This is a genomic window from Streptococcus sp. 517s (assembly GCF_054445985.1).
Genome location: NZ_CM136847.1, coordinates 925,198 through 947,519 on the forward strand (window position 1 = coordinate 925,198; position 22,322 = coordinate 947,519).

Below are 22,322 nucleotides of genomic sequence, written 5' to 3' on the forward strand. Positions count from 1 at the left end.
ACTAGAACGATAGAATTAAGAGGTAAGTTATAATTATGTCATTAAATCAAGTTACTATAGAAATTCCATTGAATATTCAGAAAGGATTAGACTCTGGAATTTATAAACGATATGGTTCAATAATCAGAAATTCATCCGGCCATATAGTAAAGCATCTAAAAGAAGTAAAGGCAGGAGAACCAGCTCAACAGGTCGTTAAAGGCCTTGCAAAAAATAAATATGTGCTAGTAACAGCTATTGGTGCAACTATTCTAGCTGTTGGTGGTGTTGCTTATTATGCATTTATTTCTAATAGATATAAAAAGATTGTAAAGCAACTTATAGAAAAGCTACTTCATTTCATTCAATTAGCACAAAAAGGAAAAGTAAGTGAAGTAGAGGTTGATAATTTCTTAAAATTTTTACAGGATAATCAAAAAGAACTACTTTCTTTAAAACTAGACTCTGAAATAGATGAGTTGTTTGATCTTGTATATAATTATACAATTCAATTTGCTCAAGCAAATGGATTTGAGACTGATACTATTTCAGAAGTGGCAGAAAATAATAAAGTTATTAACTTGATGGATTATCTAAATCTTCAAAAAACAATATATCGTTCTGATGCAGTATGATATATTGAAAGATAAATTTACTGATTCAGAAAGGAAAACCATTAAATTGCCCTACAAATTTTTACTTTTCGACCTTGACCATACCTTGCTTGATTTCGATACTGCTGAGGATGTGGCTCTGACGCAACTTCTAAAAGAAGAAGGAGTTGCGGATATTCAAGCCTATAAAGACTATTACGTTCCTATGAACAAGGCTCTCTGGAAGGACTTGGAGCAAAAGAAAATCAGTAAACAAGACCTGGTTAACACGCGCTTTTCTCGTTTATTTGCCTATTTCGGACAGGGTAAAGACGGTACGTTACTCGCCCAGCGTTATCAATTTTACTTAGCCCAACAGGGGCAAACTCTTTCGGGTGCTCATGAACTCTTGGACAGCCTCATCGAGAGAGATTATGAGCTATACGCTGCGACAAATGGGATTACTGCCATTCAGACAGGACGTTTGGCTCAATCTGGTCTGGCTCCCTATTTCAACCAAGTCTTTATCTCCGAGCAATTGCAAACACAAAAGCCTGACGCACTATTCTATGAAAAAATCGGTCAACAGATTGAAGGCTTCATCAAAGAAAAGGCGCTGATGATTGGAGATTCTCTAACCGCCGATATCCAAGGTGGCAATAATGCTGGTATTGATACTATCTGGTACAATCCCCATCATCTGGAAAATAATACACAAGCCCAGCCGACTTATGAAGCTCATTCTTACCAAGACTTGCTGGATTGTTTGGATAAACTGTAAAAAGTGGTTTAGATAGCCACTTTTTGCTATAATAGAAGCAGTAAAAACGAAGGAGTTGGCGATGCAACACTCATCTTGGCATGCTTTGATTAAGGAGCAATTACCTGAGGGGTATTTCGGGAAAATCAATCAATTTATGAACCAGGTCTATGCTCAGGGAACTGTTTATCCACCCAAGGAAAAAGTTTTTCAGGCTCTATTGACTACACCGCTTGAAGAAGTTAAGGTGGTGATTCTAGGGCAAGACCCCTATCACGGGCAAGGTCAGGCGCAGGGTTTGAGTTTTTCTGTACCGGATACCATTCCAGCTCCGCCATCCTTGCAAAATATTCTGAAAGAATTAGCAGATGATCTTGGCGTTAAGAAATCTCATGATTTGACAGCTTGGGCTGAGCAAGGAGTTTTACTTCTCAATGCCTGTTTGACCGTTCCTGCCGGCCAGGCCAATGGTCATGCTGGGCTGATATGGGAGCCTTTTACAGATGCTGTGATTCAGGTTGTCAATAATCTGGATAGGCCAGTGGTCTTTGTACTCTGGGGCGCTTATGCACGCAAGAAGAAGTCCTTGGTTACCAATCCTCACCACTTGATTATCGAATCAGCCCATCCCAGTCCTTTATCTGTTTTCAGAGGATTTTGGGGTTCCAAGCCTTTTTCTAAGGCTAATGCATTTTTAAAAGAGACAGGACAAGTGCCAATTGATTGGCTTAGATAAGGAGAGAATATGCCTCAGTTAGCGACGATTTGCTACATTGATAACGGAAAAGAACTGCTCATGCTGCATCGCAATAAGAAGCCGAATGATGTCCATGAAGGCAAATGGATTGGTGTGGGTGGTAAGTTAGAGCGAGGGGAGACACCTCAAGAATGCGCAGCGCGTGAAATCTTCGAAGAAACAGGTTTGAAAGGTAAGCCTGTGCTAAAAGGCGTTATCACTTTTCCTGAGTTCACGCCTGATTTAGACTGGTACACCTATGTTTTTAAGGTAACGGAGTTTGAGGGGGACTTGATTGACTGCAATGAGGGGACGCTGGAATGGGTTCCCTATGATGAAGTCTTGAGCAAGCCGACTTGGGAAGGGGACCACACCTTTGTTGAGTGGCTTTTAGAGGATAAACCCTTCTTTTCAGCTAAGTTTGTGTATGATGGAGATAAATTGTTGGATACCCAAGTTGATTTTTATGAATAAAGGAGTAGAGCTATGTTACTAATCAAAAATGGTCGTGTAATGGATCCCAAGTCTGGTTTGGATCAAGTGTGTGATGTTTTGGTCCAAGATGGGAAAATTGTCAAAATTGCGCCTGAAATTAAGGAAGAAGGAGCAGAACTGATTGATGCTACTGGGCTTGTAGTTGCGCCTGGACTCGTGGATATTCATGTTCATTTTCGTGAACCTGGTCAGACCCACAAGGAGGATATCCATACTGGTGCTCTAGCAGCCGCTGCAGGTGGTTTTACAACGGTCGTCATGATGGCTAATACCAATCCAACCATCTCAGACGTGGAGACTTTGCAAGAAGTTCTTCAGTCAGCTGCTAAAGAGAAAATCAATGTTAAGACGGTTGCGACCATTACTAAGAATTTTAATGGCCAAGACTTAACTGACTTTAAGGCACTTTTGGAAGCTGGAGCAGTTGGTTTCTCAGATGATGGTATTCCACTTGAAAGCAGTAAGGTTCTCAAAGAAGCCTTGGAAACTGCTAAAAAACTTGGCACCTTTGTTTGTCTACACGAGGAAGATCCCGGCTTAAACGGCATTCTTGGCTTCAACGAAAACATTGCTAAAGACCACTTCAAGATCTGTGGTGCGACAGGGGTAGCAGAATACGCTATGATTGCGCGTGATGTTATGATTGCCTATGCAACAAAGGCTCATGTTCATATCCAGCATTTGTCTAAGGAGGAAAGTGTCAAGGTAGTGGAGTTCGCTCAAGGTTTGGGGGCCCAAGTCACAGCAGAAGTGGCACCACAACATTTTTCTAAGACAGAAACTCTTCTTTTAACTCAAGGTAGCAATGCCAAAATGAACCCTCCGCTTCGTTTGGAATCAGATCGTCGTGCCGTGATCGAAGGTCTCAAATCGGGAGTCATTTCTGTAATCGCGACAGACCACGCGCCTCACCATGCAGATGAGAAGAATGTAGAGGATATTACCAAAGCACCATCTGGTATGACTGGTTTGGAAACCTCTCTTTCTCTTGGTTTGACTTATTTGGTGGAAGCTGGTGAACTAAGCTTGATGGAATTACTAGAAAAAATGACTGTCAATCCAGCTAAATTGTACAACTTTGAAGCAGGCTACTTGGCTGAGAATGGTCCAGCTGATATCACTATCTTTGATGACAAGGCTGATCGTACTGTTGGTCCAGACTTTGCTTCAAAATCAGCCAATTCACCATTTATTGGTGAAACCTTAAAAGGGCAGGTCAAATATACTATCTGTAAGGGACAAATCGTCTACCAAAACTAGATGGGATTCTGCTCTGAAAATGATAAGAATAGAGAGCGTATATGTATCCAACCCATCAATTTAAAGAGAGGTTTGTCTTATTTCTTAAGATATTTTTTCCTATCCTGATTTATCAATTTGCCAATTATTCTGCCTCTTTTGTCGATACAACCATGGCTGGGCAGTACAATACCATGGACTTGGCTGGTGTTTCAACTGCAACGAGTCTATGGAATCCTTTCTTCACTTTTTTAACAGGGATTGTTTCGGCTATGGTTCCTATCATCGGCCATCATCTAGGACGAGGTAAAAAGGAAGAAGTAGCATCTGACTTTTACCAATTTATCTATTTGGCTTTTGTATTGTCTTTGATTTTGCTTGGGATGGTAATATTCTTAGCGCCCCCCGTTTTAAACCATATTGGACTAGAAGAACAAGTGGCAGCAGTTTCGGTTTCTTATCTTTGGTATTTGTCTATCGGAATTATTCCCTTGTTGCTTTTCAGTGTTATCCGATCGCTACTTGATTCACTCGGTCTGACCAAGCTATCTATGTACCTCATGCTCTTATTGCTACCTTTAAATTGTGGATTTAACTATTTGTTAATTTACGGTGCCTTTGGGTTTCCAGAGTTAGGTGGAGCAGGAGCAGGGCTGGGAACTTCGTTAGCCTATTGGGTTTTATTGGGCATTTCCCTGCTTGTTTTGTTCAAACATGAAAGATTAAAAGCGTTACATCTTGAAAAACGTATCCCACTCAATATAGATAAAATCAAGGAAGGTGTTCGGTTAGGTCTACCAATTGGGGGAACCGTCTTTGCGGAAGTGGCTATTTTCTCCGTGGTGGGACTAATCATGGCTAAATTTTCATCGCTCATCATCGCCAGTCACCAGTCAGCTATGAATTTTTCGAGTCTCATGTACGCTTTTCCCATGAGTATTTCCTCTGCTATGGCAATTGTTGTGTCTTACGAGGTGGGGGCTAAACGTTTTGGGGATGCAAAAACCTATGCTCGTTTGGGGAGAATAACAGCCCTTATTTTTGCAGGTCTCACCCTGTCCTTTCTCTACATTTTTAGAGATCGTGTAGCAAGTCTATATGGAAATGACCCTCAGTTCATTGAAACAACTGCTGTATTTCTGACTTACAGTCTCTTCTTCCAGTTAGCAGATAGCTTTGCGGCACCACTCCAGGGGATTTTAAGAGGATACAAGGACACTATCGTTCCTTTCTATCTTGGTCTAATCGGGTATTGGGGAGCAGCGATACCTCTAGGATATTTACTAGATCAGGCAACTGACTTAGGAGCATATGCCTACTGGATTGGGTTAATTGCCAGCTTGATTATTTCTGGTTGTTTGTATCAATGGCGTTTGAAATCCATAATGAAAAGATTGAGCTAATTTTTAGAAAATATCCTGAAAAATAACTTTGTGAAAAAACACTCTAACTAAAGAAAATCCCTGTTAAAACGGGGATTTATTTTTTCACCTTGTGAAATTTTATCGGTCATATACTTTGACAGTGCTTTCTAAAAACGGTAAAATAGTAAGGTAAGAACAAAGTTAGAAAGGCAAGAAGATGTCAACTTTAGATAAAAATCTTTTGCTAGAAATGTTCCGTAAGATGGAAGAAATCCGTCGTATGGACTTAAAAATTGCTCAGTTAGTGAAAAAGGGAAAAGTTCCTGGTATGACTCACTTTTCTGTCGGAGAAGAGGCAGCTAACGTGGGTGCTATGTTGGCTCTCAATCCAGATGATCTGATCACCTCAAACCACCGTGGTCATGGACAAGCTATCGCCAAAGGAATCGACCTCAACGGAATGATGGCTGAAATCCTTGGTAAGTACACCGGTACTTGTAAAGGAAAAGGTGGTTCCATGCACATTGCTGACCTTGATGCTGGTAACCTTGGTGCCAATGGTATCGTAGGTGGTGGTATGGGAATCGCTGTTGGTGCAGCCCTCAGTCAGCAAATGCAGAACACTGGAAAAATCGTCGTTTGCTTCTTTGGAGATGGCGCGACCAACGAAGGTGTCTTCCACGAAGCAGTGAACATGGCTTCTATCTGGAACCTTCCAGTGATTTTCTACTGCATTAACAACGGTTATGGTATCTCTGCGGACATCAAAAAAATGACCAATGTAGAACATATCCATCACCGTAGCGCAGCTTATGGAATTCCTGGAATGTTTATTGAAGATGGCAATAACGTCATCGATGTCTATGAAGGATTTAAGAAAGCTGTAGACCATGTTCGCGGTGGCAATGGGCCAGTCTTGATTGAAAGTGTCACTTATCGTTGGCTTGGTCACTCATCATCTGACCCTGGTAAATATCGTACTCGCGAAGAAGTGGAATTGTGGAAACAAAAAGACCCAATCGAAAACCTTCGCAAATACCTCATTGAAAACAACATTGCAAGTGCAGAAGAATTGGAAGAAATTCAAGCACAAGTCAAGGAAGCAGTAGAAGCCTCTGTTAAATTTGCAGAAGAAAGTCCATTCCCACCACTTGAATCAGCATTTGAAGATATTTACGCAGACTAAGGAGAAAGAGATAAAAATGGAAACAAAAACAATGTCCTTCCGTGACACCATTATCCTTGCTATGTCTGAGGAAATGCGTCGCGATGAAAATGTATTCTTGATGGGAGAAGATGTCGGTGTCTTCGGAGGAGACTTCGGTACTTCTGTTGGAATGCTCGAAGAATTTGGTCCAGAACGTGTTCGTGACTGTCCGATTTCTGAAGCTGCTATTTCGGGAGCAGCAGCAGGAGCAGCCATGACAGGGCTTCGTCCAATCGTTGATATGACCTTCATGGACTTCTCGGTTATTGCCATGGACAATATCGTCAACCAAGCTGCTAAAACACGTTATATGTTTGGTGGTAAAGGTCAGGTTCCAATGACTGTCCGATGTGCAGCTGGTAACGGTGTCGGTTCTGCAGCCCAGCACTCTCAGTCTTTGGAGTCTTGGTTCACACACATCCCTGGACTTAAGGTTGTAGCTCCAGGTACACCTGCGGACATGAAAGGACTTCTCAAGTCTTCTATCCGCGATAATAACCCTGTTATCATCCTTGAGTACAAGTCCGAATTTAACCAAAAAGGGGAAGTGCCAATTGATCCAGATTACACAATCCCACTTGGAGTTGGAGAAATCAAACGCGAAGGTACAGATGTAACAGTCGTTACTTATGGAAAAATGCTTCGCCGTGTGGTTCAAGCTGCCGAAGAATTGGCAGAAGAAGGAATTTCAGTTGAAATTGTGGACCCACGTACCCTTGTACCGCTTGATAAGGATATCATCATTAACTCAGTGAAGAAGACTGGTAAGGTGGTGCTTGTCAACGATGCCCACAAAACAAGTGGCTATATCGGAGAGATTTCAGCAATTATTTCAGAATCAGAAGCATTTGATTATCTAGATGCACCAATCCGCCGTTGTGCAGGAGAAGATGTGCCAATGCCTTATGCACAAAATCTAGAAAATGCAATGATTCCAACAGTTGAAAGCATCAAAGATGCCATCCGAAAAACTTACAACAAAGAATAATATTGCATAAATTAAATTATGTAATATTCTAGAGATTTTTAACTTTAATAACTTGAAATATGTTTTGTATCCAAGTTATATATACAGTTGCGACATGAGTGAGTCGAATCGATAATATTCGACGAATGAATTAGTAAGTCTACTAGGTTGGCCGCCTAATAGCGGCAACCGTAGCAACTTGAGATACGTGTTGTACCCAAGTTGCTTGTAGAGTTGAATTCGGACGGAGGTCTGCGAAAAAAAGATAGATTTCCTTGTGTTCATCGAACACATCGTCAATCTCCTATTTTTTCATTGCCCTCTTCGTCCTTAATATCTTAGATTAGAACACGGGCTAAAAGCTCGGAAAAAAGATAAATCTCCTTGGCTTCATCGAAGCCAGCGTCGATTTCCTATTTTTCAGTCGCTTTTTACGCCCTTAGTATCATAATTAGAATTGGAGAGGTCATGGCTGATGACAAGCTAAGAGCGACTCCTGCGGCTAGAAAGTTAGCGGATGATTTAAGGATCAACCTCTACGAAGTTTCTGGCTCAGGTGCAAACGGTCGTGTCCACAAAGAAGACGTGGAAACTTATAAAGACACAAACGTGGTTCGCATTTCGCCACTTGCAAAACGAATTGCCCTTGAACATAACATTGCTTGGCAGGAAATCCAAGGAACGGGTCATCGTGGTAAAATCATGAAGAAGGATGTTTTGGCCTTGCTTCCTGAAAATATCGAAAACGACACCATCAAGTCTCCTGCTCAAATCGAAAAAGTGGAAGAAGTTCCAGACAATATCACTCCTTATGGTGAAATTGAGCGTATTCCAATGACACCAATGCGAAAGGTTATCGCCCAACGTATGGTTGAATCCTACCTAACTGCGCCAACCTTCACGCTCAACTATGATGTCGATATGTCAGAAATGCTGGCCCTTCGTAAGAAGGTTCTTGAGCCAATTATGGAAGCAACTGGTAAGAAGACTACTGTAACAGACCTTCTTTCACTCGCTGTTGTGAAAACATTGATGAAACACCCTTACATCAACGCTTCATTGACCGAAGATGGTAAGACAATTATCACTCACAACTATGTCAACCTGGCGATGGCGGTTGGGATGGATAACGGATTGATGACGCCAGTTGTCTATAATGCTGAAAAAATGAGCTTGTCAGAGTTGGTTGTTGCATTTAAAGATGTGATTAGTCGTACCTTGGATGGTAAATTAGCTCCAAGCGAACTCCAAAATTCAACCTTCACAATTAGTAATTTGGGAATGTTTGGTGTTCAGTCCTTTGGTCCTATTATTAACCAACCAAACTCAGCAATCCTCGGGGTTAGCTCAACAGTTGAGAAACCTGTTGTTGTCAATGGTGAGATTGTCATTCGCCCTATCATGAGCCTAGGATTAACTATTGACCACCGTGTCGTAGATGGTATGGCTGGTGCTAAGTTTATGAAAGACTTGAAAGCCTTAATTGAGAACCCAATCTCAATGTTGGTTTAAAAATACAGTATTTATTTTTAGAGATATAGATAAAGGAAGTAAGACATGGCCTTAGAAGTAATTATGCCAAAAGCCGGCGTGGATATGACAGAAGGACAAATCGTCCAATGGAATAAGAAAGTCGGAGAATTTGTAAAAGAGGGAGAAGTCCTTTTGGAAATCATGACTGACAAAGTCAGCATGGAATTGGAAGCCGAAGAAGATGGATACTTGATTGCCATCCTCAAAGGAGATGGTGAAACTGTTCCTGTAACGGAAGTTATCGGTTACCTTGGTGAAGAAGGGGAAAACATCCCAACAGCTGGAGTGGCAGCACCAGAAGCTAGCCCAGCGCCTGCAGTTAGTGCGTCAAACGACGATGGTAAGAGCGATGATGCCTTTGATATCGTTGTGATTGGTGGTGGTCCTGCTGGATATGTGGCAGCCATTAAAGCTGCCCAGCTTGGTGGGAAGGTTGCCCTTGTTGAGAAATCTGAACTCGGTGGAACCTGCTTGAACCGTGGCTGTATCCCAACCAAGACCTACCTTCACAACGCTGAAATCATCGAAAACATCGGTCATGCAGCAAACCGTGGTATCGTCATCGAAAATCCAAATTTCACTGTAGATATGGATAAACTTTTAGAAACTAAATCTAAAGTTGTCAATACCTTGGTAGGTGGTGTTGCGGGTCTTCTTCGTAGCTACGGAGTTACTGTTCATAAGGGTGTTGGTACTATTACTAAAGACAAGAATGTCTTGGTTAATGGTTCAGAATTGCTTGAAACCAAGAAAATCATCCTTGCTGGTGGTTCAAAAGTCAGCAAAATCAACGTTCCTGGTATGGAATCTCCACTTGTCATGACTAGTGACGACATTCTTGAAATGAACGAAGTTCCAGAAAGTCTTGTTATCATCGGTGGTGGAGTTGTCGGTATCGAACTCGGTCAAGCCTTCATGACATTTGGTTCAAAAGTGACTGTTATCGAAATGATGGACCGTATCGTGCCAGCTATGGATGCGGAAGTTTCTAAGAACCTTCGCTTGATCCTTGAACGTAAAGGAATGACCATCTTGACTGGTACTAAACTGCAAGAAATCATCGAGGAAAATGGTCAACTTCGTATCAAGGTTGAAGGAAAAGACGATATCATCGCAAATAAAGCTCTTCTTTCAATCGGTCGTGTGCCAGACCTTGAAGGTATTGGCGATGTTGAGTTTGAATTGGATCGTGGTCGTATCAAGGTCAACGAATACATGGAAACTTCTGTTCCAGGTATTTACGCACCAGGTGATATCAACGGTACTAAGATGTTGGCGCACGCAGCCTTCCGTATGGGTGAAGTTGCTGCTGAAAATGCTCTTAAAGGAAATCATGCTGTTGCCAAGTTGAATTTGACTCCTGCAGCTATCTACACACTTCCAGAAGTAGCAGCAGTTGGTTTGACTGAAGAACAAGCCCGTGAGAAATATGATGTCCAAATCGGTAAATTCAACTTTGCTGCTAATGGTCGTGCCATTGCTTCTGATGCTGCTCAAGGTTTCGTAAAAGTCATCGCTGATAAGAAATACGGGGAAATCCTTGGTGTTCATATCATCGGTCCTGCAGCTGCAGAATTGATCAACGAAGCATCAAGCATCATCGAAATGGAAATCACTGTTGAAGAAATGCTGAAGACTATCCACGGACACCCAACCTACTCTGAAGTGATGTACGAAGCATTTGCGGATGTTTTAGGAATGGCCATTCACTCACCTAAGAAAAAATAAAAGAAAGATAGATTAGACTGGAAAGATGTTTTCCAGTCTCTATCGTATAAAGGGATATCATGAAATATATTATCAATCATTCAAACGACACTGCCTTTAATATTGCCTTGGAAGAATATGCCTTTAAACACCTTTTGGATGAGGATCAAATCTTCCTACTTTGGATTAACAAGCCATCTATCATTGTTGGTCGTCACCAGAATACCATCGAAGAAATCAACCGTGATTATGTTCGAGAAAATGGTATTGAGGTGGTCCGCCGTATCAGCGGTGGTGGAGCTGTTTACCACGATTTAAATAACCTCAACTACACGATCATCTCAAAAGAAGATGAAAACAAAGCTTTTGACTTTAAGAGCTTCTCAACTCCAGTTATCAATACTTTGGCTCAACTTGGGGTTAAAGCTGAATTTACAGGCCGTAATGACTTAGAGATTGATGGTAAGAAGTTCTGTGGCAATGCCCAAGCCTATATCAATGGCCGTATCATGCACCACGGTTGCTTGCTCTTTGACGTTGATTTGTCAGTCCTAGCAAATGCCCTCAAGGTTTCAAAGGATAAATTTGAATCAAAAGGGGTGAAATCTGTTCGTGCTCGTGTCACCAATATTGTCAATGAACTACCAGAAAAAATCACAGTCGAAGAATTCCGTGACTTACTCTTGGAATACATGAAAAAAGAGTACCCAGAGATGACCGAATACGTTTTTTCTGAGGAAGAATTGGCTGAAATCAATCGTATCAAGAATACCAAGTTTGGTACATGGGACTGGAACTACGGTAAATCACCTGAGTTTAACGTCCGTCGTGGAACAAAATTCACTAGTGGTAAAGTCGAAGTTTTTGCTAATGTTCTCGAATCAAAAATCCAAGACATCAAGATTTATGGAGACTTCTTTGGTATCGAAGATGTTGCAGCTGTAGAAGATGTCCTTCGTGGAGTGAAATACGAACGCGAGGATGTTCTTAAGACTCTAGAAACCATTGATATTACACGCTACTTCGCTGGTATTAGCCGTGAAGAAATTGCTGAAGCAGTAGTGGGATAAATCAAAAAGAAGTTGCTTGTTTTAGCAGCTTCTTTTTTGAATCATCGTTTACATAATTTATGATATGTAACACTTATAAACTGTCTAAAGCATTCTTTTGCTCATCGTTGACGATATGGGTATAGAGGTCGGTGACTTGTGTGCTGGCGTGTCCTAGCTGGTGGCTGACCAAAACTTGAGATTTAGTCGCATCATAGAGCCTAGTTGCGAGGGTATGTCGTAGTTTGTGGGGGGTTACACGGACTTTGAAGTCCTCAGAGTACTTAGCAACCATTTTCTCAACGCTGGAAGCATCGATACGATTGGGAACACCTCTGTAAAGTGTCAGAAAGAGAGCTGTATCCGTCTTTTCCGTCTTATAGCGTTGATTTCGAATGGCTAGATAATTCTCTAGATAAGGTTTGGCAAAGGCCGCGACATTGACTGAGTCACGTTTGCCACCTTTTCGAGTGATATCAATGACCATCATTTTGAGATTAAGGTCTCTTAAATCTAGATTAACAGCTTCAGATAAGCGGACACCAGATGCTAGGAGAAGAGCGATAATAGCCAAATCACGTTCTTTATTTTTATTGAATGACGATAGAGCGCGATTTGAGAGCTGTTGTGGGTACTCCTGGTCGATATAAGTCAAAAAACCTTCTGTCTCATCACCTAGAAAGAGTTTTTGCTTGATGTTTTCAGCTCTGGCAGCAAGAGTTTCTTTCTTTTTCTTGGTTGAAACTTTCTTCATTACATTTCGATAGAAATAAGGTTCTCCCTGGTCATTTTCAACCTCCTCAGTCAGATACTTGTAAAGACTAGAAAGGGCTGACAAGGTGCGGTTGATTGTCGTCTGAGAAACACCTTGCTTGGTTGTATTGGCATTCAGCAAAGGACGTTCACGCAGATATAGAATAAAGGACTCCATATCTTTTTTTGACATGTTTTCCAAGATCGATAAAGGAATATCAGACATTTTATCAGCATTTGAAATCCCAGACTCTAAAACCCAGCTGAAAAATCGATCGTATTCCTTGAGATATTCGTACAAAGTTGTAAAACTATAGGGAACAGCAAGCTTAGATTGGTAGTATTCCAGAACATACCAGGGCATGATTTGTTTTAGTTTGTCGATTCGTTCCAGTAAAATCTCACGTTTCATGTGTCCTCTCCATAGATAAGCAGATAAGTCTACTAGTAGTATAGCATAGACTCATATATTTTTCAAGAAAATTATAGTTTTTCGGAAAGATGTTATAGGAGCTTTTTTAAGTGAAAAAAAATAACCAAAAATTTTTTTAGAGTTAATTATTCTTAATTATGTACTTTATTTAAGTGAATACTGGAAATTTTAAAAGCTGTCCATCTACTGTAATATGTACTTTATCTAAGTGAAAACTAAAAACTTTTCAAATGTACATTTTGACAAAATAAGAACACTTTACTTAAAGTGTTCTTATTTTTTTATATCTTTTTTAAACTGTATAAAATGTTCTTGCTTTCTTCTGTAACCTTTGCAAATCGAACATGACTTTTTATTTCGTTTTCTGTATGCCATTCTTTCTTTAACTTGAATTTTATAACGATGTTCTGGATTTTCTTGACATATCCACCATACAGACATATTACTCAACTCTGTGATTTCAGTTGGACTTGCTATTAGGAGGTTATTCAAATAATCCCACTCATTCATTAGACTTTGTTGAGTTGTTACCAAGTCGTTAAATCCTTTTAAAACTTTTTGATTCCTACAATATGGACAAGAATTTTCTCGGTAAAATTTTTCTTTAATGACTTGCTGATATTCTCCAGTGCATACAGGACATTTCCACCATGCGGTATATGTTGAATTAACTCTTACTGAAGACATTTCTTGTTTATTTAATATAGACCAATTCTTTAATTAACCAAGGATGTGTTGTTTCAAGATCGTTATAACTTTTGCAGTCTTTTTAAATGAACAATATGGGCAACATTGGTCGTTTTAGGAGCGTTCAGAAATTTTCGCTTTATAACTCCTGTGACATTTACGACAAATCCAATCAACTATTATATTTGAATCATAAAAGAAAGTGTCAATATCTCCGTTAAGTTCTTTCACCCATTCATTGATTAAGTACGGTTTAGCGAAGCTTATTTTTTCATTTGGTTTAGGGATTTTTTTATTACAGTAAGGACAAATAGAGTTAAGATTATTAAAGTCACTGTTGGTAAATACATCTAAAACAATCCCTAACTTTTCATTGAATTCTAATTCGCAACAATCACAAATCCAAGTAAATATTTTATTTTCGGATTCTACTGATGTTACCTCTTTGATTAATGCATCCTAATATTGAATATAGGACTCCTGAATTACTTCGATAAAAAAGTTAACTACAGAAACAACGGAATTAAATTTGTTTTTTGCGCTAAAATGATGCGCACGTTTAGAATAAAACAAGTATTAAACTCTATACAATTTTAAAGAGGTGTAAAGAAAAAATAATCTGAAAAGCTTGTATACATTATTGCTTCGTGCACAAGTGTGTAAATATTGTAAAACAATTTCAAAATGTGGTAGACTAGATATGAATTTTGATGGACGATAATTAGGTCAGAAAAAAGGTTACATATGGAAAAATTAGTTTTTATCGGAATGCTAGTGTTCTTGGCAGTTGTGTTTATTGGAATATTGTTTTGGCTGCGTTTTAGAATGAAGAACACCTTTGAGAACGGTGTTCCAGTGTACGATGCCCCAGCAAATAATCAGACTAGGACGAGTAAGCTAAGCGTAGGAGAGTATGCAGTGCATATAGTTTTAATACTAATTAGCGCTGTAATTGCCTTTAAGGTCATGGGCATGTTCCGTCATGGGGCGGCGCCAATTGGTGCTGCTATAATCACGCCTTCTATAATGGCGCTTTTCAATGCACGAAGGAGAACCGGGAAATCTTGGATGAGTATCGTTGCAGTGCTTATGATATTCGTGTTTTTGATGTTTGTATATATAATTATAGGTCTACCTGATAACGCACCTCCACTTAAAATTGACGGAACTGAAATTCATCTTACAGAGACTAAGATTTCGGATTTGATAGACAAGGGGTTTGAAATTTATGTGTCAAATGGTAGACATGATTATCCTAATTATAACGAGCTTTTGACAACGGGAAGCTATACTAAATACCAAGGAGCTGGGGTTAGCGTACCAAACGGCTTTAAGTCATATGACTCAGCAGTTACGCGATCTACCTATCTTCTTGTAAAGAAGAATATAGTTCTCGGATGTATAGGTGTTTACGGAGATAAGAGGAAGAGTACGGAGACGGAGCTGAAGGACTGTGTAGTTACGCAGGTTTGCTTCGATTCTGAGTGCACAGCTGTTGCCAAAAAATATGGAATTTCATATAATATAGATGGTATAGATTTGCTAAAGAAGCTTGACGAAAACGAGTTCACGAAAGTATTTGGGAAAAAAATATGGCTGACTCCAAGCGAGCCAAGAGATGAATATTTGAGTCATTATGGCGTGCAGTGGGGAGCAGGTAACAATGAATTCTTTTGGAATCATTATTTTATGAATTTAGACCTTGATTCGAATAATGATATAGTTAATTTTAATTTTAGTTCTAATATTGCAGCAGAGCGATAGAAGAATTTGCAGGGATAATTAGGCAAAATGAAAAAGAAAAAAGTACTAAGTAAGACAAAGTATGCTATTTATCTTCTAGTGGTCCACCTTATATGCATACTTTTTACTATAAGCAAAATAGTGATACCTTCATGGGGTCACTGGTTAGAGACGACACGCTTTCTTTGGACAAGCTTTCCTACCTATGTATGCGTGTTAATGGCCATTCTCCCAATGGTATGCTTTTGGCCATATTTGATTAGTGCAGATTTTAAGCCGGGTACAGCAAAGACCTTGCTTGCGACTTTTGGTCTAATAGTAGGTAACGTGACTCTGATTTTGATATATACGACTATTTTGCACAAGGTATTATAGGTATAAAAAAATCCCTTTATAGGGATTTTTTGATTTCTTCAAGTAGCTCGTCATATTCTTCAAATGCTGGAACCTTTGGGTGATCCTTCTTGATTGATTCGGTGCTTCTAAACAAGAATCCTTGTGGGTGTCTCCTTGAAAGAAGTCGGTTTAATCGACGGTCAAGGCAGTTGATTTGGTTAGTCCAAATTATTCGGCAAGCCATAAAAATACTCAAATTTCTCCCAATAACATTGTCATCATAGATAGTTTCCCCTTATCACTTTGTCAACCAGTCCGTAACCATAGAGCACATGTTTTTAATGAACTAGCCGACATTGGTTACAATTCCTCTAAGCACCTTTGGTTCTATGGATTCAAAGTACATATGCTGGTCACCCTATCAGGCTATATTCTGAATTATGTTGTAACGCCTGCCTCAGTACATGATATTAGGGCAGTTGATGACTTACTAGAAAATTGTTCTCAACCCTATGTTTTAGCTGATTTAGCTTATCTTAGCTATGAACTCAGAGAACAGTTGAAACAGAAAGGTTACCATCTTTGGACGCCTTTACGTCAAAAGATGGCAAGAGCTAAACAACATAATCATTGGAAACTAATGGCTATGAGACGGACTATTGAAACTCGATTTTCAGAACTTTGTGCTTTTTTTGATGTCGAACAAACACTAGCTAGAGGCTTAACAGGATTGCAGTTGAGAATGGAGCAAATTGTACTGACTTATAATCTGAGATACTTTGAGATTAACTAGCACCACGAGTAAAAATCTATATCTTACTATCAATAAGACCTTAAATGAGTAGCAAAAAATGTACAATTGAACCACTACTTCTTCTGCACCTATTAGAGTAAAAATGTACAAATCAATTCCTTAAATCAGATGATGTTATGAACTAGAAAATATACAAAATAACACTTCAAAATAATGTACAAAATAAAAATAAAGTACACTCCTTAAAGAATGGACTTTATGCTTCTAATTCAGTTGTATCAATGGTTTAACTCTAGTTAAGTCAATTGTACATGAATTTTTAGTTTTTAAAATAGAAAAAGACTTAGATCTACGAAATACAGAACTAAATCTTTAGATTTTCTATTGTGAATCATTATCTAGTGCTTTTTCTAGTTTCCAAATACTAAACCAGAATGAAATAGTCAGCAGAATAAGGAAAATAAAAAAGAGATTATCAGTAACGAAACTTCTGTTCATTCTACATAACTGAAGAGCTATATAAGGAGCTATGAGATACAAAATACATTGTATAATTGCTATTGTTTTCTTTTTCATGATTTTAATCTTACTGTACAGATTTGATACAGTAAACTCCTTTCTAGCTTTATGCTTTATCATTTCTAACTTAATTATAGTCTTATTTTTACCAAAGTTCAATTAGTTATATGTGAAATATCTTATCTGAAAAAATAACCGATCTCATTTCTGAGAATCGGTTTTCTAATGTAATTTATTATTAAGAAATTCATAATTCAAAATACATAACATAAATTATGTAAAAACAGTACTACAACAACAAATTTTTGACTTTTCCAATTTCACTTTTTGGAATAACTAGGTGAATCATATCTCCGAGATACATTCTGGTTGAGCCATTGACTGTTTGGCTTTTGCCATTATGGACTTGGGTGGTGATGAGTACGTTATGTGGCAAATTGAGCTCGTGAACCTGTTTTCCAGCGATTTTGTCAGATACGGGGATTTCAATGAGTGTGACTTCTCCTTCATCAGTCGCTTCTTCTGGCAGCATTTTTTCTAGCATGGCCTCATAGACTGGTGCTCCCTTGAGCAGATCCATGACGATGTAGGCGACTAAGGTCACTAAGCCAAGTGGCATGAGGTTGCGAATATCTCCAACCATCTCAGTTACGAGGATCATAGCAGTTAAGGGAGCCTTGGAAATTGCCCCAAAGTAGCCACTCATTCCTAAAATGACAAATATAGGAAACTGTTCTTGACTGACAAGTCCAAAATTCACACAAATAACACCAACTAGGGCACCAAGCAAGGAACCAAGCGCCAGAATGGGTAGGAAAATTCCTCCTGGAAGGCCACTTCCATAACTAATCATGCTCCAAACAAAGCGAATCAAAAAGTAAGCTAATAGAACTTGAAAACTAAAATTTTGCTCAGTCAAAGAAAGAACGACCTGGTTTCCACCACCAAGGATTTGTGGTAAGAAGATCCCGACTGGTATGATGAGAATGAATGCTAGGATTGGATAATAAGCTCTATCCAAATGGATTTTTTGACCAATCCAGTCATAAACTCGACCAACATTGAGTACAGCTTTCTCATAAAGAAAACCAGAAAGTCCGAGAAAAACTCCCATAAGGAGGTAAATCCAATACTGGTCTAGGGTCATGAGAGGAATGTTGTCTGGCATATCCAGTACAGGTGTTAGACCAAATATGAGCAGTGAGACAAAGTTTGCTACGAGACTGGCTGCTAGAGTTGAGACCCAGAAAAAGCGGGAAAAATGGTGGTAAACTTCTTCTATAACAAAGAGAAGGCCTGCGATTGGTGCATTAAAGGCAGCTGCTAGTCCTGCAGCAGCCCCACTTGCAATCAAAGAGCGTTCCTCTACCGGACTGGATTTGAGCCACTTGGCAATACCTTTTCCACCAACTGCTCCAAGTTGAATACTTGGCCCTTCTCGTCCTAACATAAGTCCACTGGCAATAGCAAGAATACCTAAAATATATTTTTTCCAGAGAATGCCCCACCAGTTGAGAGTCATGAGACCTTTTAGTTCGGCTTCGACTTGAGGAATTCCTGAACCCTTGATATCTTTTTCTGACCGAGTTAGTTTCGCACTGAGCCAGCTAACAATTAAATAAAATAGACCAATGATAAAAAGATTGCGCACTAGGTGCGCTTGATCTTGATAGAGTCCTTGTATCAGGTGGAAGCCTTTTTCGATTGAAAACCGAAAGGATCCGACGATTAGCCCGACGACGAGACCAACAATAATTCCTCGGCCAACTTGGGATAATATGGTGCTTGAGGCAAAGGCAAATTCTTTCTTGGATCGGAGTATTTCTGACTGTTCCTCCATAATCATTCATTCCTTCTAACTTAAACTTTCTTTTTCTCCTGCAACCAGTGACTTAACAGGTTCAAAACTGGTTCGGTGAATTGGGGTAACTCCTAGTTTCTCGAGTCCGTCTAGGTGTTTAGCTGTTCCATAGCCTGCATTAGTAGCGAAGTCATAGCCGGGATATTGGTTATCATAGTCCTTCATAATATTATCCCGTGTCACCTTGGCCACTATAGATGCAGCTGCGATTGAGAGGGAGTTAGCATCTCCTTTGATAATGGAGGTTTGTGAAATTGGCAACTCCAGTTTCATGGCATCTATCAAGAGATGCTCAGGTTGCGGACTGAGCTGGGAGATTGCTTCCTTCATGGCCAGCTTGGTCGCCTCGTAGATATTGACTTGGTCAATGATGTGATTATCCTTGATACCAATACCTATTGCCAAGGCTTGGTCTTGAACGGCTTGATAAATTTCTAGATGTTTCTTTTTAGGGATCTTCTTGCTGTCGTTGAGGCCTCTAATCTTACAATTTTTTGGTAAAATAACGGCTGCAGCGACCACAGGACCAGCCAGAGGACCACGGCCGACCTCATCAACACCTGCTATTAAGGTCACTCCTTGTTTATAAAGCTCTTTTTCATAGGAAAGCATGGATTCCAAACGAAGGTTTTCATCCAGTTCTGCCTGAATAGCTTTTTTTCGCTTGCAGATTTCCTTTTGAACTCCAGAACGGGTATCTTTTTCGAATTCTAGAAAAAGAGGATTGTCTAATTCTTTAACACTAGCAAGAAGTTCTTTGATTTCTTTAATCGTCGTCATCGATGTCGTCCAATGTATCTAAGGTATAGTTACCAAGTTTGCCATCACGAACTTCCTTCACGAAGAGACTGTAAAAGCGGTCGTAATCATCTCGGAAACCGAGAGCACGTGTCATATCCATGATGATAACAGGTGCTTCTTCTTCAATTTTCATTTGTTTGAAGCGTTCAGCTAGCTTTTCTGGATAATGTTTTTTGAAATAATTGAGACCAAAAATGGTCACCTCATCCATAGGAAGCAACTGGTCTTTAATGGCCCCTGTTAGGGCTAGTTTCAAAGCGACGGTTTCGTCTTCGAACTTAGGCCAGAGAATCCCTGGTGTGTCTAGGATTTCAAGGTCTTTATTGGTTTTGAGCCATTGTTGCCCCTTGGTAACACCTGGTTTATTGCCGACAACTGCAATCTTTTTCCCAGCCAAACGGTTCATCAGAGTTGACTTGCCGGCATTTGGAATTCCGATAATCATGGTTCGCAAAGTTTCGATCTGAATACCACGTTCTTTCTGACGAGCTATCTTGTCTGCCATGAGCTTTTTCGCTGCATCTGTCACAACTTTTACAGTCACTTGCTCTTTGGAGTTAATAGCCAGAGTTTGGATTCCCTGTGATTCAAAATACTGACGCCATTCTTTGGTCATTGCCGGATCAGCCAGATCCGCCTTATTTAAAATCAAGAGTTTTGGTTTATCACCCACAATCTTGTTTAACATAGGATTTTGACTAGATAGAGGTAAGCGAGCATCCACCAAAATCGTCACAAAATCAACAAACTTTAGATTCTCCTGAACTTGTCGCCGAGCCTTAGACATGTGGCCCGGAAACCATTGAATTGTAGCCATAAATTTCCCTTTCCGACTGAAAAACGTAGTAAAAACGTTTTCTTTCCTACCATCTATTCTATCATAAATTAGGAACTTTTGCACAGGCTTTGACCACAATAAATGACAAATAGTATTGGTGCGAAACATCCTTGATGCCAGTCAGGATTTACTTGACTTTTTTTGCCAACAGATATATACTTGGTGTATACAATTTCGTGGAGGTAGAGCAATGAATACAGTAAAGACTCGGAAGGTCGGGAATTCGCTCACTGTGACCATTCCTAAAAATTTGGGTATGACAGAAGGTCAAGAAATGGTTGTCTACAAAGGGATTGACGGAGTCATTGTCTTAGCTCCAAAACTAAAAGATCCTTTTGATGGGATTACTGATTTGAGAATGACAAACGATTTTGAAGGGGTAAGGTCACTTGATAGCGAAATCTGAGTATATTCCTGAAAAGCAGGATATCATTTGGCTGGACTTTGATCCATCAGTCGGTCGGGAGATTCAGAAAAGGCGACCTGCCTTGGTTGTTTCTAGGAGAGAATACGCTTTGCAAACTGGTTTTGTGGCTGTCTGTCCCATCACTCATGGCCAACAACGTTTGGCAGAAAAAGGCTTGCTCGTTCCTGTCTCGTCGGATAAGGTAGATGGCGCTGTCAATCCATTTCAATTGTATACCTTTGATTTTCGGATGCGTAATGCTCGAAAAATAACAAGAATGGACACACAATGTTTTCAGAAAGTCGTCCAACTTTACCAGTACATCTTTGGAGATACCTAAATCCTACCATGCATAGACAAGGTAGGATTTTTTCTATATGAGTAACCTATTTAAGAACGGGTAGAGGCAGTTTGTCAAAATTCCTCTAATCCAGCTTTCTTGTGCAGATGATAGATGTTCTACCTGAAGGCATTCTTTTAGAAAATCGCGGACTTGTTCTGGTGCAATTTCAAACTCAAAGGCTTTCATCTTGTAGAAAAAATCGATGAGATGCTCAGATAAGTAATCATCTGAAAAGGGTACTTCTCCCCTTTTTCGATATTCTAATAGGAGCCGAGAGAATCTAGCTTTTTCATTAGGCGAATCCCGAAAATAAGAATTAAGAAGCCAAGTCTGCTTCTGCTTTCGTTCAATCGGATCTTGATTTGCAATTCGCTGATCCTTTTCCAGCTCCTTTTGGTTTTGCTTAGCCTTGATAGCCCGTTCCTCTCTATTTTTTCCAAAGAGGATTTTCTCCCATTTTCGTTCTTCTTGGGTGAGGGTTTCTGTAAATCCAAAGTAATCTTGATAGGCTCGTTCTGCTGGTCCCATGGCAAGAATGAGGTTGTCAGCGTATTGCTTGGCGATTTTCTCCCTTTTCTTGCGTTCCTTCTCTGCTTGAATTCGTAAATGCTGCTCGTAGTCGATTTTCTCCTTGCCTAGTTTGACAAGGTAGAGTTGGTCATCGATCTTACCAAGTAAAAAAGGTTTGATACACTTTTCCAGCACTTCTTCCATACGAGCCTTCTTCTTTGGATCTGCCTTGGTCCAACTTCCGCCTTGAAAGACCTCTAGGAAGAGCTGATAGTCTCTCTCAGGCGCGAATTGATTGCCACGATTTGCTTTGAAAACACCTTTCTCCCAAAACCATTTTAGAAGTCGTTCGTCAAAATCGCTTTTATTAACCTTGATTTTTTCCTTTTTCTGAGCCTTTCTGGTTAGATTCTCAAGTTTTCTGAGAAGCTTGTCTTCCTCTTCGAGTTGCTGATCGAGGCTAATACGATGAAAATGGCGAACACAGTCGCTTCCTATAGGAAAGAGACGTTGGCCTGTAACTCCGTTAAAGAGTTCGTAGGCGTATTTTATGGCATTCCCGCAGACACAATTACTACGGCCAATGCCATTAAAAATCAAGGAAACTTCATTCCATTCTTTGGTAGCTTGATCCCAAGTATCGGCTTTTGAAACCTGTAAAACCGCATCGTGCAGGGATTTTCTAACTGGAAGTGTCATGAGGTCTCCT

The 22,322-nt window shown here is 39.8% G+C and carries 21 protein-coding genes and 1 pseudogene; 15 read left to right on the plus strand and 7 right to left on the minus strand.

The genetic code is table 11. The features are described from left to right. Positions 1-35: 35 nt before the first annotated feature. The 11 genes from ACVX3R_RS04725 to ACVX3R_RS04775 all read left to right on the plus strand — a co-directional run bounded on the left by ACVX3R_RS04725 (position 36) and on the right by ACVX3R_RS04775 (position 11,650). A complete protein-coding gene (locus ACVX3R_RS04725) occupies positions 36-614 on the plus strand; it encodes a hypothetical protein (protein ID WP_458795636.1) in 579 nt (192 codons plus the stop codon). A 46-nt stretch (positions 615-660) separates the two neighbouring features. Further along, positions 661-1,353 (plus strand): pyrimidine 5'-nucleotidase PynA, encoded by a 693-nt coding sequence (gene pynA / locus ACVX3R_RS04730; protein ID WP_295588762.1) that lies wholly within the window; start codon positions 661-663, stop codon positions 1,351-1,353. Between the two features lie 61 nt (positions 1,354-1,414). Beyond that, positions 1,415-2,068: a uracil-DNA glycosylase gene (locus ACVX3R_RS04735; RefSeq protein ID WP_458623666.1), complete on the plus strand. Its 654-nt coding sequence runs from the start codon at positions 1,415-1,417 to the stop codon at positions 2,066-2,068. 9 nt (positions 2,069-2,077) lie between these two features. Continuing rightward, on the plus strand, positions 2,078-2,542 hold the full coding sequence (locus ACVX3R_RS04740) for an NUDIX hydrolase (protein ID WP_001135762.1): 465 nt from the start codon (positions 2,078-2,080) through the stop codon (positions 2,540-2,542). 12 nt (positions 2,543-2,554) lie between these two features. Further along, complete coding sequence (locus tag ACVX3R_RS04745) at positions 2,555-3,823, plus strand: dihydroorotase (protein WP_458795637.1); 1,269 nt, start codon at positions 2,555-2,557, stop codon at positions 3,821-3,823. 41 nt (positions 3,824-3,864) lie between these two features. Continuing rightward, a complete protein-coding gene (locus ACVX3R_RS04750) occupies positions 3,865-5,205 on the plus strand; it encodes an MATE family efflux transporter (protein ID WP_458795638.1) in 1,341 nt (446 codons plus the stop codon). A gap of 178 nt (positions 5,206-5,383) precedes the next feature. Further along, on the plus strand, positions 5,384-6,352 hold the full coding sequence (locus tag ACVX3R_RS04755) for a thiamine pyrophosphate-dependent dehydrogenase E1 component subunit alpha (RefSeq protein WP_269798453.1): 969 nt from the start codon (positions 5,384-5,386) through the stop codon (positions 6,350-6,352). A gap of 16 nt (positions 6,353-6,368) precedes the next feature. Further along, positions 6,369-7,361, plus strand: a complete 993-nt coding sequence (locus ACVX3R_RS04760; protein WP_206283670.1) for an alpha-ketoacid dehydrogenase subunit beta — start codon at positions 6,369-6,371, stop codon at positions 7,359-7,361. Between the two features lie 447 nt (positions 7,362-7,808). Continuing rightward, the gene (locus ACVX3R_RS04765; RefSeq protein ID WP_458795639.1) at positions 7,809-8,852 is read left to right on the plus strand and encodes a dihydrolipoamide acetyltransferase; all 1,044 of its coding nucleotides are present in this window, start codon (positions 7,809-7,811) and stop codon (positions 8,850-8,852) included. A 45-nt stretch (positions 8,853-8,897) separates the two neighbouring features. Continuing rightward, a complete protein-coding gene (lpdA, locus tag ACVX3R_RS04770) occupies positions 8,898-10,601 on the plus strand; it encodes a dihydrolipoyl dehydrogenase (RefSeq protein ID WP_458795640.1) in 1,704 nt (567 codons plus the stop codon). Positions 10,602-10,660: 59 nt separating this feature from the next. Further along, positions 10,661-11,650, plus strand: a complete 990-nt coding sequence (locus tag ACVX3R_RS04775) for a lipoate--protein ligase (RefSeq protein WP_458795641.1) — start codon at positions 10,661-10,663, stop codon at positions 11,648-11,650. A 73-nt stretch (positions 11,651-11,723) separates the two neighbouring features. Here the strand turns inward: ACVX3R_RS04775 and xerS are convergent, their stop codons facing one another. The 3 genes from xerS to ACVX3R_RS04790 form a co-directional block, all read right to left on the minus strand. Next, positions 11,724-12,794, minus strand: coding sequence for a tyrosine recombinase XerS (gene xerS / locus ACVX3R_RS04780; protein ID WP_458795642.1), 1,071 nt, complete (start codon positions 12,792-12,794; stop codon positions 11,724-11,726). Between the two features lie 294 nt (positions 12,795-13,088). After that, positions 13,089-13,502, minus strand: a complete 414-nt coding sequence (locus tag ACVX3R_RS04785) for a zinc-ribbon domain-containing protein (RefSeq protein WP_458795643.1) — start codon at positions 13,500-13,502, stop codon at positions 13,089-13,091. 114 nt (positions 13,503-13,616) lie between these two features. Beyond that, on the minus strand, positions 13,617-13,952 hold the full coding sequence (locus tag ACVX3R_RS04790) for a zinc-ribbon domain-containing protein (RefSeq protein WP_458795676.1): 336 nt from the start codon (positions 13,950-13,952) through the stop codon (positions 13,617-13,619). Between the two features lie 294 nt (positions 13,953-14,246). On the opposite strand from ACVX3R_RS04790, the gene ACVX3R_RS04795 reads away from it, so the two are divergent. Both ACVX3R_RS04795 and ACVX3R_RS04800 read left to right on the plus strand, forming a co-directional pair. Continuing rightward, on the plus strand, positions 14,247-15,266 hold the full coding sequence (locus ACVX3R_RS04795) for a hypothetical protein (protein ID WP_458795644.1): 1,020 nt from the start codon (positions 14,247-14,249) through the stop codon (positions 15,264-15,266). A 473-nt stretch (positions 15,267-15,739) separates the two neighbouring features. Then, positions 15,740-16,374: pseudogene (locus ACVX3R_RS04800) on the plus strand (IS982 family transposase); the annotation flags it as partial. A gap of 769 nt (positions 16,375-17,143) precedes the next feature. On the opposite strand, the gene ACVX3R_RS04805 reads toward ACVX3R_RS04800, so the two are convergent. Genes ACVX3R_RS04805 through ylqF form a run of 3 tightly spaced genes read right to left on the minus strand, consistent with a single transcriptional unit; the run spans position 17,144 to position 20,333 of the window. Then, positions 17,144-18,694 carry a ClC family H(+)/Cl(-) exchange transporter gene (locus tag ACVX3R_RS04805; RefSeq protein ID WP_458795677.1) on the minus strand — a complete coding sequence of 517 codons (1,551 nt, stop codon included), beginning with the start codon at positions 18,692-18,694 and terminating at the stop codon, positions 17,144-17,146. A 15-nt stretch (positions 18,695-18,709) separates the two neighbouring features. Beyond that, positions 18,710-19,495: a ribonuclease HII gene (locus ACVX3R_RS04810; protein WP_458795645.1), complete on the minus strand. Its 786-nt coding sequence runs from the start codon at positions 19,493-19,495 to the stop codon at positions 18,710-18,712. Beyond that, positions 19,482-20,333, minus strand: a complete 852-nt coding sequence (ylqF, locus tag ACVX3R_RS04815) for a ribosome biogenesis GTPase YlqF (RefSeq protein ID WP_084932523.1) — start codon at positions 20,331-20,333, stop codon at positions 19,482-19,484. Before ylqF ends, ACVX3R_RS04810 begins: the two co-directional genes overlap by 14 nt. A gap of 211 nt (positions 20,334-20,544) precedes the next feature. Between ylqF and mazE the strand changes: the two genes are divergently transcribed. After that, the gene (mazE, locus tag ACVX3R_RS04820) at positions 20,545-20,760 is read left to right on the plus strand and encodes a type II toxin-antitoxin system PemI/MazE family antitoxin (RefSeq protein WP_001098942.1); all 216 of its coding nucleotides are present in this window, start codon (positions 20,545-20,547) and stop codon (positions 20,758-20,760) included. Beyond that, complete coding sequence (locus tag ACVX3R_RS04825; RefSeq protein ID WP_045617136.1) at positions 20,744-21,100, plus strand: type II toxin-antitoxin system PemK/MazF family toxin; 357 nt, start codon at positions 20,744-20,746, stop codon at positions 21,098-21,100. Before mazE ends, ACVX3R_RS04825 begins: the two co-directional genes overlap by 17 nt. 33 nt (positions 21,101-21,133) lie before the next feature. On the opposite strand, the gene ACVX3R_RS04830 is transcribed toward ACVX3R_RS04825, so the two are convergent. After that, positions 21,134-22,312 (minus strand): hypothetical protein, encoded by a 1,179-nt coding sequence (locus tag ACVX3R_RS04830; protein WP_458795646.1) that lies wholly within the window; start codon positions 22,310-22,312, stop codon positions 21,134-21,136. Between the last annotated feature and the right edge of the window lie 10 nt (positions 22,313-22,322).

What these genes read in the sequence shown, in the direction of transcription:
- ACVX3R_RS04725 (WP_458795636.1), top strand. Translation starts at nt 36, where the DNA reads ATGTCATTAAATCAAGTTACTATAGAAATTCCATTGAATATTCAGAAA.
- ACVX3R_RS04735 (WP_458623666.1), top strand. Translation starts at nt 1,415, where the DNA reads ATGCAACACTCATCTTGGCATGCTTTGATTAAGGAGCAATTACCTGAG.
- ACVX3R_RS04740 (WP_001135762.1), top strand. Translation starts at nt 2,078, where the DNA reads ATGCCTCAGTTAGCGACGATTTGCTACATTGATAACGGAAAAGAACTG.
- ACVX3R_RS04745 (WP_458795637.1), top strand. Translation starts at nt 2,555, where the DNA reads ATGTTACTAATCAAAAATGGTCGTGTAATGGATCCCAAGTCTGGTTTG.
- ACVX3R_RS04750 (WP_458795638.1), top strand. Translation starts at nt 3,865, where the DNA reads ATGTATCCAACCCATCAATTTAAAGAGAGGTTTGTCTTATTTCTTAAG.
- ACVX3R_RS04755 (WP_269798453.1), top strand. Translation starts at nt 5,384, where the DNA reads ATGTCAACTTTAGATAAAAATCTTTTGCTAGAAATGTTCCGTAAGATG.
- ACVX3R_RS04760 (WP_206283670.1), top strand. Translation starts at nt 6,369, where the DNA reads ATGGAAACAAAAACAATGTCCTTCCGTGACACCATTATCCTTGCTATG.
- ACVX3R_RS04765 (WP_458795639.1), top strand. Translation starts at nt 7,809, where the DNA reads ATGGCTGATGACAAGCTAAGAGCGACTCCTGCGGCTAGAAAGTTAGCG.
- lpdA (WP_458795640.1), top strand. Translation starts at nt 8,898, where the DNA reads ATGGCCTTAGAAGTAATTATGCCAAAAGCCGGCGTGGATATGACAGAA.
- ACVX3R_RS04775 (WP_458795641.1), top strand. Translation starts at nt 10,661, where the DNA reads ATGAAATATATTATCAATCATTCAAACGACACTGCCTTTAATATTGCC.
- xerS (WP_458795642.1), bottom strand. Translation starts at nt 12,794, where the DNA reads ATGAAACGTGAGATTTTACTGGAACGAATCGACAAACTAAAACAAATC.
- ACVX3R_RS04785 (WP_458795643.1), bottom strand. Translation starts at nt 13,502, where the DNA reads ATGTCTTCAGTAAGAGTTAATTCAACATATACCGCATGGTGGAAATGT.
- ACVX3R_RS04795 (WP_458795644.1), top strand. Translation starts at nt 14,247, where the DNA reads ATGGAAAAATTAGTTTTTATCGGAATGCTAGTGTTCTTGGCAGTTGTG.
- ACVX3R_RS04805 (WP_458795677.1), bottom strand. Translation starts at nt 18,694, where the DNA reads ATGGAGGAACAGTCAGAAATACTCCGATCCAAGAAAGAATTTGCCTTT.
- ACVX3R_RS04810 (WP_458795645.1), bottom strand. Translation starts at nt 19,495, where the DNA reads ATGACGACGATTAAAGAAATCAAAGAACTTCTTGCTAGTGTTAAAGAA.
- ylqF (WP_084932523.1), bottom strand. Translation starts at nt 20,333, where the DNA reads ATGGCTACAATTCAATGGTTTCCGGGCCACATGTCTAAGGCTCGGCGA.
- mazE (WP_001098942.1), top strand. Translation starts at nt 20,545, where the DNA reads ATGAATACAGTAAAGACTCGGAAGGTCGGGAATTCGCTCACTGTGACC.
- ACVX3R_RS04830 (WP_458795646.1), bottom strand. Translation starts at nt 22,312, where the DNA reads ATGACACTTCCAGTTAGAAAATCCCTGCACGATGCGGTTTTACAGGTT.